Here is a 17,383-nt window from a genome sequence, read left to right on the forward strand (position 1 = left end):
AGGACTTCATCCATGGCAAAGCAGATGCCGGCACCTGGCGACGTGCTGGGTTTTCCCATCGAACGCATTGGCCGCTTTGGCGCGTGCCAGATCCTGGCGCTCGACAGCGACAAGCAGCAGGTCACGGTGGCATTGCTGGACTGGACCGGCGAGCAGATGCCGACGTTGGATGACGTGGCGGATGCCCCGCGCTTCGTGAAGAACTTCATGTTCTGGAACGATCAGGAAATCGTCATGCACCTGGCCCTGCCCGTGCCCGTGGCGTATTGCAGTATCGGCAACCTGCCGCTGCGAGGCAGCAGCGAATCCAACAGCTATGGCGGCTGGGGCTTCGGCGATCTCATCGCCCGCCAGTATGTCTGGAATGCGCTGCCCGGCGAGCTGACCCAGGCGTTCAAGGCCAGCCTGGACAGCGACGCTCTGGTCACTGCTCCGGGGCTCCTCTGTGCCGACAACGACCAGCCGATGCAGATGCGCGTCAGGTCTGCGTCGCGCTTCAGCGATGACGCGGCCTACCGCATCAGCGGCGATTTCAACATGGCCTCACTGCGTGCCTGGCCGCTGCTGCACCAGGTGTTTCTGCACGCCTGGCGCGACGACCTGATCCCTTTTCTGTGCAGCGCGCCCCTGGTCACCGAGCTGTCGCTGCTCAAGCACGATCAGCGCGAGCTCGACTTCTCGGCCACCTCCCTTGAACGGCTGGTGATCGACATCGAAGGTCTTGAGCGACTGGTCCTGCCCAAGAGCCTGACCACCCTGATCGTCCACGGCCAGGGCGCGGTCAAGCGCTTCGGCGCCATCGACGACCGGGTGGATGCGCTCAGCCAGCCGGCACCTGATGTGCGCCCCATGCTGACCGTGGTGGCCACACAGAACGGGCGCTGGATCTCGTTGCAGGCCACCGGCACGGTGCCGGCAGTGCACGGGCTCGACCAGTTGCGCGGGCTGCTTGTGGCCAAGGTGAGCGAACTTGACCTGGCCGAAGTCATCGACACCTTCCCCCACATCGAATACCTGCACTTGTTCGGCGCCCCCGGGACTCTGAGCGGGCTAGGATCATTGAGCGAGCTGCCGAAGCTCGAAGCGCTGTGGTTCTGTGACCTGTTCGGCTACAGCCCGGATGATTTCCCCGCACCCGCTGCGCTGCCAAGCCTGACCAGCCTGAGCCTGGACAGCCTGCCGGCAGACGTCGCGGCGGCGGTGCGCAAGGCGTACAAGAAGGCGCCGCAGGTGGACCTGACACTGAGCAAGCCGCGCAAGCCCGAATGGCTGGCGGAGAACCTCGACAACCCGCTGCGGCACTGGGACGGTCGCGAAGGATTTGCCCCGGCCCTGGTCAAGAAGGTGCACGCGGCCTACATCGCGGCGTTGCGCCAGGTGCGCGAGGCTGAAACCGTCCGGGTCGACGAGGGGGCCTACAGCCAGCGGGTCACCGCGGCCATCGCCGCGTTCCTCGAGGTGATCGCTGGGCTCAATCGCAAGCATGGCTTCCTCTACACCCTGGAACGCGACGAAGTGATCGACGCGGTCAACCTCCTCGCCGCACCCCTCACTGCCGAGGCGCGTGTCGCACTGGACCCCTTGATCGAGGAAGCCCTGGACGATTGAGCCAGGCCCTCGAATGACTCAACTGCCAGAACGCCTGATGCACACAAGGCCCGACCCCAACCTGATCTCCTGGAGCAAATCATGAGTGCAATCACCCCTGCGGTTCTTCAAGACCTGGCCCCTGGCGGCGTGCTGCGCGCGGCCATCAATCTCGGCAATCCGGTACTGGCGCAGCAGGACCCGGATGGCTCGCTACACGGGGTCTCCGTGGCCCTGGCCAAGGCGTTGGCCGAGGAGCTGGGGGTGCGTCTGGAGATGCTGACATTCGACGCCGCCGGCAAAGTGTTTGCCGCGCTGGAGGAGGGCAGCTGGACCCTGGCCTTCCTGGCCATCGAGCCGGTGCGCGAGCAGCAGATCGCGTTCAGCGAACCCTACGTGATGATCGAAGGCACCTACCTGGTTGCGACCGACTCGGCGTACCTCAAGGTCGAAGATCTGGATCAGCCCGGGCTGCGCCTCGCGGTCGGCCGGGGCGCGGCGTACGACCTGTTCCTCAGTCGGACCTTGCAGTACGCACAACTGGAGCGGGCCGAGACCTCCGCGGCGGCCGTGGAGCTGTTCTTCGAGCAGGGCCTGGATGCCGCCGCCGGCGTGCGCCAGCCCCTGCAAAAGGTTGCCACTGCCGATGGGCGTTACCGGGTGCTGGAAGGCGCGTTCACCGCGATCCGCCAGGCGCTGGCCGTGCCTCGCCAGCGAGCGGCAGGGGCGGCGTATGTGAGGGCCTTCGTCGAGCGCAAAAAGGCCGAAGGATTTGTCCACGCCGCACTGGCGGCGAGTGGGCAAGCCGAGGTCACGGTGCCCTAGGGCCGACGCTCCGGCTTGACACCCAGCCACGCCAACGGCGGGTTGTCAGGCCGGGGTCATTGCCCCTCAGCGTGAGCGAAACCCCCAGACCATCTCCACGATGCGCTCCGCAACCACCAGGTAGATCACGATAAGGCCCAGTTGCAGCGCCAGGTGATATTCCAGCTTGGCCAGCCGTCGAACCCCATCACTGACATTGAGCAGCCACAACAGGGCCGATAAGCCGATCAGGCCCCAGCCTGCCATGTTGGAAACCAGCAGGCCCAGGAACAGGTCATGGGTGCCCCTGAGCGCATCGGTCCCCGCGGCAAACAGCAGGGCGCAGACGATCAGGTTTTTAACGTTGTCGAAGATCTGCGTACTGAGATCGTTTTCCAGCAGTTCCAGATAGCGATTCCAGAGTTTCTGCATAGTCGATAGGCCTCAAGTGTAGGCGTCGAACGCCGGCGCCAATCCCACTCAGGGGCCATCAGCAGCGCCCTGGGGCAGCGCCAGCCCCGGTGAGAATGTCAGCGTAGCAGCCCGGGCGCAGGGTGATGGGCGTCTCAGGCGCCCACCCCAAGGCATCGTCGCGACGATTCGCCTTTGTCGGCGCAGCAACACTCACCGGGCTTTGTGCCGCCGACAGCGCTCCGAGCAATAGCGCACCTGATCCCAGCACCGCGCCCATTTCTTGCGCCAGGCAAAGGGCAGCCCGCAGGTCGCGCAGGTCTTGACCGGCAGTTCGCTCTTTTTCACAGCGGGTCCCCGGCGTCCAGGGCCGCGAGCAAATGCTGGCCGCGTTGCCAGAGCGCTTGCTGCTTGGCCTCCGGCATGCGGTCGAGGTTTTTATAGAGCATGGCCATGCGTTGGTTGCCCCGCAGCAGGTCGCCGTGGCGCATCAGGAAATGCCAGTACAGCGCATTGAAGGGGCAGGCGGTATCTTGCGTGCTTTGCGTGACGTTGTACGCGCAGTCGCGGCAGTAATCCGACATGCGCTTGATGTACTGGCCACTGGCGCAATAGGGTTTGGACCCCAGGTAACCGCCATCGGCATGCATGACCATGCCCAGGGTATTGGGCAGTTCGACCCAGTCGAAGGCGTCCATGTAGATGGCCAGGTACCACTCGCAGATCTGGCTCGGCACGATCCCGGCCAGCATGGCAAAGTTGCCGGTGACCATCAGCCGCTGGATGTGATGGGCGTAGGCATGCTCCAGGCTCTGGCCGATGGCCTGGCGCATGCAGTTCATCCGGGTGGCGCCGGTCCAGTAGAACTCGGGCAGCGGCCGCTGGTTGCCGAAGGCATTGCCTTGGGCGTAGTCGGGCATCTTCAGCCAGTACACGCCGCGCACGTACTCGCGCCAGCCGATCAGTTGTCGGATAAAGCCTTCGGCGGCATTCAGGGCAATCCTGCCCGACCAGTACGCCGCCTCCACATCGCTGCACACCTGGCGGACATCCAGCAGGCCGATATTCAGCGCGGCACTGATGCGTGCGTGAAACAGAAACGGTTCGTTGCTGGCCATGGCGTCCTGGTAGTCGCCAAACCCGGCCAGGCCGAAATCCAGAAAGTACTCCCACAGCGCCAGGGCCTCGGCGTGGGTCACCGGGTAGTCGAAGCGCTCCAGGGAGCCGTAGTGACTGGAGAAGCGTGCGGCCACCAACTCCAGCACCTCGCGGGTCATCGAGTCCGTGCCAAACCGCGCCGGGTAGGGCGCCTTCGTTCCCTTGGGCAGGGCCTTGCGGTTGTCCGCATCAAAGTTCCAGGCACCGCCCACCGGGCTGCCGTCGCCATTGAGCAATAGCCCGCATTTGCGCCGCATCTCACGGTAAAAGAACTCCATGCGCAGCTGTTTCTTGCCCTGGGCCCAGGCCGCGAACTCGCTGCGGGAACAGATAAAACGCGTATCGGCGTGCCACTCGACGCTAAACCCGCAGTCCTTGATCGACTGTTCGAGGCGCCAGTCGCCGCACTCCGTCAGGCACAGGACCTGAGCCTGCAACAGCGCTTGCCAGCGGCGCAATTCGCCCGGCACCGAGCCGGTGTTGTGCGGATCATCCAGGGTCACGTACTGCACCCGCAAACCCCGCTCGCGCAACGCCTGGGCAAAATGGCGCATGGCACTGAAAATCAGCACGATCTTCTGCGGGTGATGGGGTACATGGCTGGCTTCCTCCATCACCTCCACCAGCAACACCGTGTCGCGCTGCGCATCCAGCCCCTGCAGCGAGGCCAGGTCAAAGGACAACTGGTCGCCCAGCACCAGGCACAGTCGGCGAGTCGTATTCATGGGTGGATCCAGCCAGTGTCGGGTGAGCGGAAGGTCATCCGGGCGGGAAGAGGGGGCGCAACACCGGATACGCTGTGGTTCTATCGTCTAAAATCTATACAAATATATATTTATGTATAGGTTATTCATAGAGCTTTGCGCAGGAAACGGGATTGTTCCGCGGTGCCTGAGGAACCACCCTCAGCCAGGTCTGTAGCTCGTAACAGCGGTCGATGGCCTGGCAAGGCCTGCCTTGCAAACTGAAAAGCCCCGGCTACGCTGATGGCAGAATGCCCTACCTGAAAAAAAGAGCATCCCTATAACAGCTTGTATGGCCCCCTCATTCATTCGAAATGTTGAAGGCTTGGAATGCACTTAATGCTCAGGTGGCTACTTATACTTTCCATCTCGCTGACGTGCTCTTGCACGGTGGTTCATATTATCGGCGAGAGCGGCAATGTCGAAACCCGCTGGATGCCGGGCATCTCCTATATCCACATTGACGCCACTGAGCGTCCCTTGTACGTGCAAAGTGAGACCCTGGGCCTTGGCTTTTCCAATCAATCACTGACGCTGGGTTACGGGGTGTTTGAACAAGTAGTGGTAGAGGATATCAGCGGCGGCACCTGCCTCCTGATATCTATTGCTGGCGGCCCCGCCAATCGAGACTTCTCATTTCAGAAAAAGGATCCTGAATATGTTTGTACAAACAAGGAAGTCAGCGTTCGTTAATACCAGGGCCATGCTCTTGGTGGTGGCAGGGGCAGGAGCGGGGTGTGCCCCCTTGCAGCAAGCGCCCTTGGTCTATACATCTTCCCACGTGATTGGCGTGAAGCTTGGGGTCGCCCCTACGCAGCCGGAATCCATGGAAGCCGTGATCGGCTATAAGGACCTGGACGCCGCCTATGCGCCTGTCGCGGTCTCTAATCCGCATTTGGACAAGGCCATGCAACCTGGAAATAAATACGATAAGGATCTCTATGAAATCAAGGAAATCTACGGGATCTATGGAACTCAGGCGAGCGCGGCGGGTGCCACTCAGTTGTTGACGCCGGAAGAGTCGGTGGATATGAAAACGTATTTCGAAGCGTTCTCACTGAAGGAAGACGGTATCAAGACGACCAGTAAGGCCAAAGCCGACTGGACAGAAATACAAAGTTTGCAGGCGATGATTGAGCAATTTAAAGCAGAGTTGGGTACAGGCGTCTGTAAAAAGTTCTACCCAAATGAGCCTATGAAAAATAACTATAAAAACCTCATCGACTGTACTCCGCCAGATACGCAAAGCGAAGTGGAGAGAAAGTACGTTACGTTGAGCAATAATGACAAAAGTTATAATCAGATAATTGGAGGCGGAAATGATGCCAAAGCGCTATATGACAAGGCAAACGCTGCGTCCCAAATTGCCCTGACGAATTTCGCCCGCATCACTGACAAAGTTAAGGGCGCCCTTGAGAAATTGGCCAGTATCCAGAAACGAGACGCCATTTCGGTCTATGGCTCGTTCGACGCCGATACCGGTGCAGAGACTGCCAAGGTCCAGGGCACCGACACCAATGGAAATAATGGTGTGAAGGTTAAAGTCGGCAAGGTTTTTTCAACCGGCGTGGCTGCGCAGAACGTGTCCGAGGCACAAAAAACTGTCGCTTCAGCGGTGGTTGTCAGTGCCTGTATCAATGCCCTGGGTGATCAGGCGCAGAAGGTGCACACAGGCGATGGTGCAGGTGCCGCCAGACAAGCATTTATTCAAGCCTTGTTACCCGAGTGCTTCAAAGTGAAGCAGGAGAAATAATCCCCCTTCAGCCGGTCAGGGGTTTGGTTTTTGCGGCTGGATAAGCTGTCTTGGGGTGAGTCGGAGCGGGTGCACTGCATCCGCTGCCACTCCTCAAAAACCAAACGCCGGATGCCGCCCCTCGCTGTAGCGCCACTTCTTCCCGGCCATAAATGCGTCTTCGCCAAAGTGCCTGCGGATCGCCAGCCGGACTTCATCCGGCACCGGGTCGGTGATCTGCGCGGTGGCCTCCAGCCAATAGAGATCGTCGCCAAGCTGCTCCACGCGCTGGAATGGCGCACTTTCTATGGCTTGCCTGCCGAACAGCTCGATATAGGGCTTGCCGTAGAGCGAGATGTTGGGAATTTCCGGCAGGCGCAGGTGAAGGTTGAATGGGGTGTCCCAGCCGGCGAATTCCATGCTGCGGATGTCGCCATACAGGGTGTTGCTACAGGCTGCCAACCGTTTGATCAAAGCCAGGAAGTCGTCAAGCATTGCGGGCTTTTTGCTGAAGGCTTTGCGCATCAGGAAACCACTGACGAAGGGAAACGATGGCGGGGTCGAGCGGTTCCACTGCACTTGGTACCCAAGGTGGCTGCCTGCCTCCAGCACCAGGCTGCCCGCCGTCGCCGAGGTGCCCGGCTGCGCCAGAAAGCGCAGCGGTTCTTCCACATCGACCAATGGCTGGCGCCCTTCGAAGGCGCCGAAGCGGGTGGGCCGGATACTGGCGACGGCGCTGTCAAGGCAATGGATGATTGCCCGGGCCTGGGACGGTATGGAGAAGTCACCCGTTGAGCTCAATGAAAAAGTGACGCCCGGAACTGGATTACTCATGAAGCTTCCCTTGATTTGCTGTGGACAGTCTGCGGCGCGCAGTCTAGCAAGGTCGGACGGCTCGGCGGGGGCCGAACCCTAGGGTGCTTCGGGTGTCAGGCGCCAGCCGCCGGCGCGTTGCCGGTCGTGCCAGAAGCCGGCGTAGCGCCCGTGGTTGGCCAGCAGTTGGCGGTGGGTGCCGGACTCCACCAGGCGTCCCTGGTCCAGCACCAGGATCTGGTCGGCGGCCATGATGGTCGGCAGGCGATGGGCGATCACCAGCACCGTGGCGCTGTGCATCAGGCTGCGGATGGCGGCTTGCACAAAGGCTTCGTTCTGCGGGTCGAGGGCTGCCGTGGCTTCATCCAGCAGCACGATCGGCGCACGTTTGAGCAAGGCCCGGGCCAGGGACACGCGCTGGCGCTCGCCACCGGACAGGCTGGCGCCGCCTTCACCCACTGGTGTATCCCAGCCCTGGGGCAGGCGCGCGACGATCTCATCAACCCCCGCCAGGCGCGCCGCCTCGGCCACCTGCCCAGGGCTGGCGTCGGGGCTGCCCACGCGGATATTAGCCGCCAGGCTGTCATCGAACAGGTAGACGTCCTGCATCACCAGGGACAGTTGGGCCATCAGGGCTTCGTTGGACAGCTCGCGCACATCCACCCCGCCGACCATGACCCGGCCCTGGCTGGCGTCGAAGAAACGCATCAGCAAGCGGGTGACGGTGGTTTTACCGGAGCCCGAGGCGCCGACGATGGCGGTCATCGAATGGGCAGGGGCGCTGAAGCTCAGGTCCTGGAGCACCGATGGGCCGCTGGGATAGGCGAAGCTCACCTGTTCGAAGGCGATGCTGCCGGGGGCGGTCAGTGGCCGGCTTAGAGCCGGTTCTGGCAGCGGTGGTTCGCGCAGGATGCTCACCAGTTGCTCCAGGTCGTTGCCGGCCATGCGCAGCAAGCCGCTGCGAGCGGCGGCTTCAGCCAAGGGCCCGACAAAGCGCGCCACCAGGGCCAGCAGCGCCACCAACTGGATAGCATCGATCTCGCCGGCCATGGCCAGCGCCAGCCCCACGCCCACCAGCAAGGCGAACGCCAATTGCACGGTCAGGCCGCCAGCCAGCAACTTGGGAAAGGTCTGCGCCAGCATCGAGCCGCCGGCCTGCTGTTGCGCCCGATTGGCGGCCTGCAAGGGTGGGTAGCCGTCCTGGGTCTGGCCAAAGGCCCGCAGCACCTGTTGAAACCGTGCGAATTCCACCACGCGGTTGCCTGCCAGGGTAGCGGCGGCCTCCACCCTTTGGTCATTGCGGGCGATGGCGTTGGCCGACCAGTGATGGGTGAAGTAGATCAGCGGTGCGCACAGCACTGCCGTCAGTCCCAGGCGCCAATCAAACACAAACAGGCTCAGGGCCACGGTGGCAGGTACTACTACGCCGGACACCACCGGCCCCAGGTAATGGGCAAATAGGCCGGTGACCATCAGCGTGCCGCTGGTAGCACTGCGGGACAGGCGCCCGATCTGCTCCGAATTGAACCAGCCCAGGGGCAGGCGCATCAGGTGCTGGCCGAGGCGGTCGTGCAGAGTGATGAGCACCAGCAGGGCCAGGGTGAAGCCCTGCATCGCCTGGTGGTAATGGGCGATACAGCTCAGCAGCACCATGGCCCCGAGCACGCCGAGCCAGGCCATGGCCCCGTGCAGATCACCACTGAACAAGCCGTGCAGGATCGGCACCAGCAAGGCCACGGCCAGCCCCTGGAGCACGGCGCTGATCACCAGCCAGGCCAGGTAGCGGTAAAGGCGTGGGGCGTGGTCGGGGCCCAATAGGGTGAGCAGGCTGCGGATCACAGGGACATCTCCAGGTTGGGGGCGGTGGTTTCAGTGCTGGCGCGCCACAGTCGGGCATAGGCACCGTTGGCCTGCAGCAGTGCGCAGTGGCTGCCGCGCTCCAGCACCCGGCCCTGGTCGAGGACCACGATCTGGTCGACGCCGCTGATGCTCGCCAGGCGATGGGCTATCACCAGTACCGTGCGCCCTCGGGCCAGGGCCGACAGGGCGTCCTGGATCAGTGCCTCGGATTCCGGGTCGGCGTGGGAGGTGGCTTCATCGAGGATCAGCACCGGGGTGTCGGCCAGCAGCGTGCGGGCGATGGACAGGCGCTGGGCTTCGCCGCCGGACAGGATCGCGTCCTCGCCGATCAGCGATTGGTAGCCACGGGGCAGAGCCTGGATGCGCTCATGGATCTGCGCCGAGCGCGCGGCGGCCTCCAGTTCGGCGTCGCTGGCCTGGGGGCGCCCGAGGCGCAGATTGGCGGCCACGCTGCCGTGCACCAGTTGCGCGTCCTGCAAGACAAAACCCACCTGGCGGTACAACAGGCCTGGCTCGATGTCGCGCACGTCGACGCCGCCCACCCGCACCCGCCCGGCGCTGACATCGTGAAAGCGCGGCACCAGCTTGGCCAGGGTCGACTTGCCGGCGCCGGAGGCACCCACCAGCGCGGTCACGCTGCCCGCCGGGCAATGCAGGTCGATGCCCCTGAGAATCAGATGCGCCGGGTCGTAGCCAAATTCGACCTGGTCGAAGGTGATGTCGCGGCCCTCTGGGGCTTTGCCCGGCGTCGGGCTAGGCAGCTCCTCGACCTGCAGCAGGGCTTCGATGCGCCCGGCGGCGGCCAGGGCGGTGCGCTGGGCGCCAAGGCTCTGGGTGATCACCAGCAACGACTGGGGGATGACCACCGCCACCAGGGTTTCGGCGAACAGCTCCAGGGGCGTGACCCAGCCCCGGGCCAGCAGCAGGCTGCCGACCCCCAGGCTCACCAACAGAATCAGCGGCACGCTCAAGGCCATGGAGGAAAAGGTCTCCAGGCGCAGCAATGGCCGCACCCAACCGGCGTACTGCGTGCTGAAACGGTCGACCGCCTGCTGATAGCTGCGATGGGCCTGGCCCGCCCGGCCGAACGCCTTGACCACGGCAATGCCATGGACGAACTCGACGATGGCCGCGCTGACCCGGGTCATGCTGACGTCCAGCTGCTGCATCTTGTCGCCGAAGCCACGCATCATCAGGCGGTAGGCCAGCCCATAGATCGGCAGGGTCAGCACCGCCAGCAGCGCCAGGCGCCAGTTCAGGCTGGCCAGCCAGAGCAGCCCGGCCAGGGGAGTGACAATGGCCGAGGTCTGCTCCACCGCATGGTGGGCAATCAGGTGATGCAGGTCTTCAAGATCGTCTTGCACCACCTTGCGCACCGCACCGGAGGTGGTGTCGCTGTACCAGCCCAGGGGCACGCGGCCGAGCTTGCGCACCATGGCTTCGCGCAAGCTCGCTTGCAGCCGGTGGTCCGCCAGGTGCGTCAGCCACAGGGCAAGGCCGCTGGCCATCCAGCCCAGGCTCAGGGCGCCCACCACCAGCGCCGCCCAGCGCCACAGCAATTGGGGTTCGGCATGGCCGTCGAGCAACAGACGGCCCAGCTCGGTCAGGCCGATAAAGGGCACCAGGTTGACCAGCGCGCCCACGGCGGCAAACGCCACGCCGAGGCGAACAAGGCGATTGACTGGGCGTTTCAGGGTGTCCAGGGCGCTAGTCATGGGTTTTTCCGTGGTGACTCAGCCGCTGCACCGATAGTGCCTGGGCGCGGCTGATGTGAATGGCTGGAAAGTCGAGCAGGTTCAAGGAGCAACGATGCTAGTCGTTCCCATTGTCGGCACTACCCGCATCCAGTCGATTTCGCCCCGCATCCATTGGCCGGCCGGGGACTTGGGCGCTGCCGCTGCAGGGGGCGGTCCGAGGAGGCTGCGGGATACGGTTGGAAAATGACTTGAATCGGGTAGAGGCCGACCCGCGGCCTTGTCTACCGTCCCTGGCTGCCCCCTTCGCGGGCAGGTGTTCCCGCCCATCAGTGCCCGCCGCCCATCAGGGTCTCGTTCGACCCGAGGCCGGCGGCGGCACCTTGTCCATGGAGTTGCAGATGTCAGTCGATTCGGGGTTGCAGGTGCGCGGCCTGCACAAGCGCTACAACAACGGTGTCCAAGCGTTGCGCGGTGTGGACCTGAGTGTGGGCCCGGGCATGTACGGCCTGCTGGGCCCCAACGGTGCCGGCAAAAGCAGCCTGATGCGGACCCTGGCCACCCTGCAGCAAGCAGATGCCGGCAGCATTCGCCTGGACGGGGTGGATGTACTGGCCGACTCCGATCACCTGCGCCGGCGCCTGGGTTATCTGCCGCAGCAATTGGGGGCCTATCCGGGCGTCAGTGGCCGTGACCTGCTGGACCGTTTCGCCTGGCTCAAGGGCCGGACCGATGGCCGCCAGCGCCGCGAAGAAATCGAAGGGCTGCTGGCCAAGGTCAATTTGCAGGACGCCGCGCACCGCGCGCTGGCCACCTATTCGGGCGGTATGCTGCGCCGCTTCGGTATCGCCATGGCGTTGGTGGGGGCACCGCGCCTGTTGATTGTCGATGAGCCGACGGCGGGCCTCGACCCGGCGGAACGCAACCGCTTTCACCGGGTGCTGGCAGATGTAGCCGCCGAGTCCATCGTGCTGCTGTCGACCCATATCGTCGAAGACGTCGAGAACCTGTGCAGCCGCCTCGCGGTATTGGCCGGCGGGCAAATTATTGTCGAAGGCAGCCCGGCGCAACTGCTGCAGGCTGAACAGGGGCGGCTGTGGCAAGCCTCGTTCGCCCGGGGTGAAGCCTTGCCGACGGCATTGCACGTCGCGGCCAGCCCCGAGGGCAGCCGGGTGATCGTGCACGGGGAGCGTCCGGCCGACCCACGTTTCATCCCCCACACGCCACGCCTGGAAGATATCTACTACCTGGCACTGGCCCAGGCCGGCGAGGTGGTCGAGGCATGAATACCTTCGCCCTGATGATGCGCGAGGCCTGGGTGGAAATACGGGCCGGGCTGCGCAGCGGCATTCCGTTGCTGGTGTTCCTGGGCCTGGCCGGCTACTTGCTGATGTCCCTGACCAATGCCGACTACGTGCAGAAAATGGGCGCCAGCGATATTCCGCGCAATGCCCCCAGCCTGATTTACCTGATGGCGTGCGGCTGCATGTTCTTCCTGTTTTTTGCCTGGGCCTGGGTCTTTGCCCAGCCGGCCCTGAGGGAGCGCAAGGCGCAGTTGGAGGAGGTCTGGCTGGCCTTGCCGGTGTCGTTGCCGGCACTGTTGTGGGGGCGCTTTATCGGCGCGGCGGTGGTGGGCGGCCTGCTCGCCAGCTCGTTGCTGGTCGGTTTTTTGTTGAGCCCGGTCCTGGCCTGGCTGGGTTGGGTGCCGGCGGGCAGCATCGCGGCGCCGGCGTGGGCGGCGCTGGGGTTTACCTGGGTGGCCCTGCTGCTGCCGGTGAGTACCGGCGTCGGGGCCCTGTATTACCTGCTGGCGCTGCGCAGCCGCGGGCTGGCGGCACCCTTTGCCCTGGCCACGCTGCTGATGCTGCTATGGATGTTCGCCGTGGTGGTGCTCAAGGGCGGGCATATCAATCCGCTGTTGGCGGCCAGCCTCGACCCGTCGCTGTTTACCTTCGCCCAGGCCCAGGTCGAAACCTGGAGCCCGGGGCAGAAGTCCCAGGCCTTGCTGGCCTTGACCCCGGGCTTCTGGCTCAACCGTGGCCTGTGGTGTGGCGTGCCTCTGTTGCTGTTGGCCTGGGTCCTGGCCCGCAGTACGCGGGAGGGCTTGATGGGGCGGCGCTCCGGCACGCTGCTGGCCGAGCCAGCGCTGCACCGGGCGTCGGATGCACCTGTGCCGGGCCCGTTGCTGCCCAGTCGCTGGGCACTGGCCCTGCGCTGCGAAACCCATTGGCAGTTACGTCAGATCCTGGCCCGCAAGCTGGCCTGGCTGGCCCTGGGGTTGTTGCTGGTGATGGGGGTGCTCAGCGGCTTTGTGCATGGGGTGTGGCATGCCAGCGGGCCAATGGTACCCCGGGCGGACCTGACCCTGCCGCTGCTGTCCAGTGCGCTGTTTCTGGTGATCGCCTTCGTGCTGGCGGCGCTGGTGGGCCTGGTCTGTCGTCGCGATGCGGTGGAGGGGCTGGGGGAGATGCTGCACGCCACGCCGGCCCCGGTCTGGTTGCGCCTGCTCGGCCAGGTGCTGTGCGTGGTGCTGGCGACCCTGCTGCTGGCCCTGGTGCCCGGCGTCGCCAGCCTGTTGATCAGCGCCATCGCCGCACCGCACAGCCTGGCCCCGGGCCTGGGGCTGACCTACTCACTGCTGGTGTTCGCTCCGCCCTTGCTGGAGCTGGCCCTGCTGACGGTGCTGGTGCATGCGTTGATCCGCCGTTCCGGGCTGGCCTACGCCACTTCGATGCTGCTGACATTTTTTCTGGTGCTCAATCACGAACTGGGGCTTGTGAGTTACCCACCCTATGCCATGGCGATCCCGGCCCATGTGGCGTTGTCGGCGTTGACCGGATGGGCGCCCTGGTGGCCGTACCTGGCGACCCTGGCCAGCTGGAAACTGGCGCTGTGCCTGGTGTTGCTGGCGTTGGCGGCCCTGGCCTTGCCCCGCGGGCCCGAGCCGCGGCGAATGGCCGATTTGCGTCGGCGCCTGTTCGGCCTGCCGGGTGCACTGCTGGCGTCGGGGCTGGTGCTGATGGGCAGCAGCGGTGCGCTGTTGCATCGGCATCTTGTGGAGCAGGGCACTTACCAGTCGGCTGCTGCCGAGCGGGCCGAACGCGCGGCCTGGGAGCGGCGCTGGCTGGCCGGTGCAGGTCCCTGGCAGGTTGCTGGTGGCCACCTGCGCTTGCAGGTGGATGGCGCGGCGCGGCAGGTGCTGGGGCAGTGGACCCTGGAGGGCGTGATCGCCGCTAACGGGCAGCTGGATGCCGAGTTGCCAGTGGGCATGAAGGTCACTGAGGTCCGGGTGATGGGCCAGCCGCTGGCAGTGGAACAAGACACGGACCACCTGCGCATTGCCCTGGGTATGTGCGCGGCGACGGGGTGCAAGGTGGATGTGCGCTGGACCTTGAGCGCCAGCGGTTGGCCGAGCGCGGGCGAGGGCTTCTGGCTAGGCCCTCGGGCGGTGTGGCTGGAAGCGCGGCGGGTGATGCCGCGCCTCGGCTTCGACCCCGAGCGATGGTTGCGGGCGCCGTTGCAGCGCACACAGGTCGGGTTGCCGGTGCAGTTGCCCATGCTGCCGGCGGGGGCTGCGGTGGCGGCCCAGGCGGTGGCCCCGGCGGGTGCCTGGCAATGGCTGATCGAGCTCAACGGCCAATCCATCAGCGGCAGCAGTCAGCAGCCGTTGGACTTTGCTTACGCCATCGCTCCTGGAGCCTTGGTCCAGAACCTGGACGGCGTGCAGGTCGTGGCCGATGCCAGTCGTCAGCAGACCGCCCGTGAGGTGCGCGAGGACCTGGACGCCATGGCCGCCTGCGTGGCGCAGCGCCTGGGCAGCAGCCCGACGGTCAATGAACTGAGCCAGTGGCCCAGCGGCATGGGCCGCAGCCGCTTGAGCCATGGTCATCTGTTGCTGGGTCAGACGCCGAGCTGGGATGTGGCGGCGGCCGGCGTCGGACGCTGGGCGCGGCGCGGGCATATCGCCGAACTGCTGGCTCGTCAGCGCCTGATCAGCACCGGCGACCTGCGTGAAGCCCCCGGGCATGTCTGGCTCAGCCACGGCGTGGCCGGGGCCATCGGCTTGCTGTGTGTGGGCGATGTGGACGGCCCCGAAGCCCGGGCCGCACTGGTTCGGCTACAGGCCGATGACCTGGCCCGGGCCCTGGGCAGCGACGGCGAACCCATCGGCACCCTGGCCCAAGCCCGGGAGCAGGGCTGGGCGACGTTATATGCCCCTTTGGCCAGCCTGGACTGGGTCGCCAGCCAGAGCCCCGAACAACTGACGGCCATGACGGCCGCACTGCGCAACGGCCAGGGATGGCCCGCTTCGATCCAGGGCCTGCTTGGCGCGCCCTCGGAGCCTGTGGTGGCCGAGGCGCTGCGGCGCTGGGGCCCGCCGCAATAAATGGTCCTTGCTCTTTCATATCCCTGGAGTTTTTCCATGCCTGCACATTGGTCACTCACACCGCTGCGCCGTCCCGAGGGCTGGCGCGCCAACGTCCTTACCCAAACCCTGGCCCTGGCCTTGTCCAGCCAGATGTGCCCGGCCTTTGCCGTGGACTACCAGCCGCGCCCCGGCGCCATCGAGTTGACCCCACTGACAGTCAGTGCCCGGTTGAACCAGGAAAGCGCCCAGGACATCCCGTTCGGCCTGTCGGTGATCGACGGGGCCACCCTGGATGCCCGGCGCCTGCGCACCCTCGAAGAAGCCTTGCGCGGCACCCCCGGAGTCGACGTCAATTCCTGGGGCGGCGCCAATGACGCCAATGTGCGCATTCGCGGCGTCGGCTCGCTGAACCAGATGAGCATGGACGACGGCTCGGTGCTGCTGAATGTGGACGGGGTGCCGATGTCGATGCGCAATGCGGCCATGGCCACCCTCGATGTGCAGCAGGTGGAGGTGCTCAAGGGGCCCCAGGGCACCCTGCTTGGACGCAACAGCGAGGCCGGGGCGATCAACGTCACCACCCGCAAGCCGACCCGCGAGGTGCAGGGTTATGTGCGTGCCGAAGGCGGCCAGCAAGGCCAGTTCATGACCGAAGGTGCCCTGGGCGGTCCGTTGACCGAGACCCTGGCCGGGCGCCTTGCACTGCGCCGCAGCGGTTTCGACAACTGGGTCGACGACCAGCAGGATGGCCAGCCACTGACCAGCCCCCGGGACCTGGCCCTGCGCGGCAGCCTGCTGTGGGACAACGATGCGGGCAGCACCGGGCTGCTGGTTGCCGAACGCCAGCGGGCCGAACAGCATGCCGGCCTGGAGATGCTGCGGCCCTTCGCCAGCCAACCGAGCCTGGACTACACCCCCGGCGTCTTTGACGGTAACCGCAAGACCAATGAACGCTATTCCCTTGAGCTGAACCGGGACCTGGCGCAGTCGCGACTGACCTCGATCAGTGCCTATACCCGCACCGACTTCAACGCGGTCAAGGGTTACGATCGCAACATCACCCGTGCGCTGTACGGCTCGCCCTTCGAATACCTGATCGAGGATGCGGCCCGTGAGCAAGTCTGGAGCCAGGACCTGCGGCTGGGCTCGCTGGCGGGGGCCGAGGTGTTTTGGGTCGGCGGGTTCAACCTCTCGCGTTCCGAACGCAGTTTCGACTCCGACAACTTCACCAACGGCGCCCGGCAACGGCGTGACTTCAGCAGCAACAGCCATGCGGCCTATGGCGAAGTAACCTATCCGCTTGCCGAGGACTGGAAGCTCACCACCGGCCTGCGTCATACCTGGGATCGCAAGACCTACGACGCCGACTACTCCAGCACCGGCAGCGTGGCCCATGACAGCCGGCAGTTGCAGGACCACTACAGCACCGGGCGGGTGGCGCTGGCCTACGCGTTGACGCCCCAGAGCAACCTCTACGCGGTGCTGGCGCGCGGCTACAAGTCAGCCGGTTTCAACGACTACGCCACCTCGGCCAAGGACAGCGAGCCCTACAAGGCGGCCAAGGTGAACTCAGCCGAACTGGGCTTCAAGCACGCCAGCGAGGACGGGGCGTTGAGCCTCGAAGGCGCGCTGTTTATCACCCGGGTCCGGGATGACCACCTGCTGGGTTATGACTTCAACACCCTGGCGGTCAGCGCGGTGAATGCTGACACCCGCAGCCAGGGCGCCGAGCTGTCGAGCACCTGGCATGTCAACGATCAACTGACCCTGGGCAGCGCCATGAGCTACACCCATGCACGGGTGACCTCGGCTGCGCCAGGGGTGTCTGGCGGTGATGTGGCCGCGGGCAGCCGGGTGCCGGATGTGCCGTTGTGGAGTGGCAATTTCAGCCTGGCCTGGACCCGGGACCTGCCTGATTGGCTGGGGTTGCCGGCACCAAGGCTGAATACCCTGTTCAATTACCGGTTGCAGAAAAACCGCCCGGCGGACGCGCAGAATCACTACGACCTCAAGGGTTACGCCAAGTTGGATGCGCACCTGGGGCTGGAAAGTGCCGGCTCGGAAGTCTACCTCTGGGGCGACAACCTGCTGGATGCGCGTTATGACCTGTATGGCTCGTACTCCACCGATCAGGTGCTGACCGGCCTGCCCGGCAGGGGGCGCTCGGTGGGGCTGGGGTACTGCTATTCGTTCTGACTCGCGGGCAGTGGGA

13 protein-coding genes are annotated in these 17,383 nt (G+C 64.9%); 7 read left to right on the forward strand and 6 right to left on the reverse strand.

From position 1 onward, the window contains the following. The first annotated feature begins 12 nt into the window (after positions 1-12). Complete coding sequence (locus MF4836_RS02145) at positions 13-1,608, forward strand: hypothetical protein (RefSeq protein WP_078468882.1); 1,596 nt, start codon at positions 13-15, stop codon at positions 1,606-1,608. An 81-nt stretch (positions 1,609-1,689) separates the two neighbouring features. Continuing rightward, a complete protein-coding gene (locus MF4836_RS02150; protein WP_078468883.1) occupies positions 1,690-2,412 on the forward strand; it encodes a transporter substrate-binding domain-containing protein in 723 nt (240 codons plus the stop codon). A 66-nt stretch (positions 2,413-2,478) separates the two neighbouring features. On the opposite strand, the gene MF4836_RS02155 is transcribed toward MF4836_RS02150, so the two are convergent. The 3 genes from MF4836_RS02155 to MF4836_RS02165 all read right to left on the reverse strand — a co-directional run bounded on the left by MF4836_RS02155 (position 2,479) and on the right by MF4836_RS02165 (position 4,685). Next, entirely contained in the window at positions 2,479-2,823 is a 345-nt protein-coding gene (locus tag MF4836_RS02155) for a hypothetical protein (RefSeq protein WP_078468884.1), read from the reverse strand. A 192-nt stretch (positions 2,824-3,015) separates the two neighbouring features. Next, positions 3,016-3,150 carry a DUF2256 domain-containing protein gene (locus MF4836_RS02160; RefSeq protein ID WP_078468885.1) on the reverse strand — a complete coding sequence of 45 codons (135 nt, stop codon included), beginning with the start codon at positions 3,148-3,150 and terminating at the stop codon, positions 3,016-3,018. Further along, entirely contained in the window at positions 3,147-4,685 is a 1,539-nt protein-coding gene (locus tag MF4836_RS02165; protein ID WP_078468886.1) for a cryptochrome/photolyase family protein, read from the reverse strand. The genes MF4836_RS02160 and MF4836_RS02165 overlap by 4 nt, the downstream gene beginning before the upstream one ends. A gap of 408 nt (positions 4,686-5,093) precedes the next feature. On the opposite strand from MF4836_RS02165, the gene MF4836_RS02170 reads away from it, so the two are divergent. Continuing rightward, positions 5,094-5,396 carry a hypothetical protein gene (locus tag MF4836_RS02170; RefSeq protein WP_153050178.1) on the forward strand — a complete coding sequence of 101 codons (303 nt, stop codon included), beginning with the start codon at positions 5,094-5,096 and terminating at the stop codon, positions 5,394-5,396. Continuing rightward, complete coding sequence (locus tag MF4836_RS02175; protein ID WP_153050179.1) at positions 5,362-6,456, forward strand: hypothetical protein; 1,095 nt, start codon at positions 5,362-5,364, stop codon at positions 6,454-6,456. Before MF4836_RS02170 ends, MF4836_RS02175 begins: the two co-directional genes overlap by 35 nt. Positions 6,457-6,549: 93 nt before the next feature. Here MF4836_RS02175 and MF4836_RS02180 read toward each other — a convergent pair whose 3' ends face one another. The 3 genes from MF4836_RS02180 to MF4836_RS02190 all read right to left on the reverse strand — a co-directional run bounded on the left by MF4836_RS02180 (position 6,550) and on the right by MF4836_RS02190 (position 10,823). Then, on the reverse strand, positions 6,550-7,269 hold the full coding sequence (locus MF4836_RS02180) for a hypothetical protein (protein WP_153050180.1): 720 nt from the start codon (positions 7,267-7,269) through the stop codon (positions 6,550-6,552). A gap of 78 nt (positions 7,270-7,347) precedes the next feature. Then, positions 7,348-9,087 (reverse strand): ABC transporter ATP-binding protein, encoded by a 1,740-nt coding sequence (locus tag MF4836_RS02185; protein ID WP_078468890.1) that lies wholly within the window; start codon positions 9,085-9,087, stop codon positions 7,348-7,350. Next, a complete protein-coding gene (locus MF4836_RS02190) occupies positions 9,084-10,823 on the reverse strand; it encodes an ABC transporter ATP-binding protein (RefSeq protein WP_078468891.1) in 1,740 nt (579 codons plus the stop codon). The genes MF4836_RS02185 and MF4836_RS02190 overlap by 4 nt, the downstream gene beginning before the upstream one ends. Positions 10,824-11,203: 380 nt before the next feature. Between MF4836_RS02190 and MF4836_RS02195 the strand changes: the two genes are divergently transcribed. Genes MF4836_RS02195 through MF4836_RS02205 form a run of 3 tightly spaced genes read left to right on the forward strand, consistent with a single transcriptional unit; the run spans position 11,204 to position 17,367 of the window. After that, entirely contained in the window at positions 11,204-12,088 is an 885-nt protein-coding gene (locus MF4836_RS02195) for an ABC transporter ATP-binding protein (RefSeq protein ID WP_078468892.1), read from the forward strand. Then, positions 12,085-15,189, forward strand: a complete 3,105-nt coding sequence (locus MF4836_RS02200) for a hypothetical protein (RefSeq protein ID WP_078468893.1) — start codon at positions 12,085-12,087, stop codon at positions 15,187-15,189. The genes MF4836_RS02195 and MF4836_RS02200 overlap by 4 nt, the downstream gene beginning before the upstream one ends. Positions 15,190-15,225: 36 nt before the next feature. Next, positions 15,226-17,367, forward strand: coding sequence for a TonB-dependent receptor (locus MF4836_RS02205; RefSeq protein WP_078468894.1), 2,142 nt, complete (start codon positions 15,226-15,228; stop codon positions 17,365-17,367). Positions 17,368-17,383 lie beyond the last annotated feature (16 nt).

Origin of the sequence: Pseudomonas sp. MF4836 (assembly GCF_002018875.1) — a bacterium.
Classification (GTDB): Bacteria; Pseudomonadota; Gammaproteobacteria; order Pseudomonadales; family Pseudomonadaceae; genus Aquipseudomonas.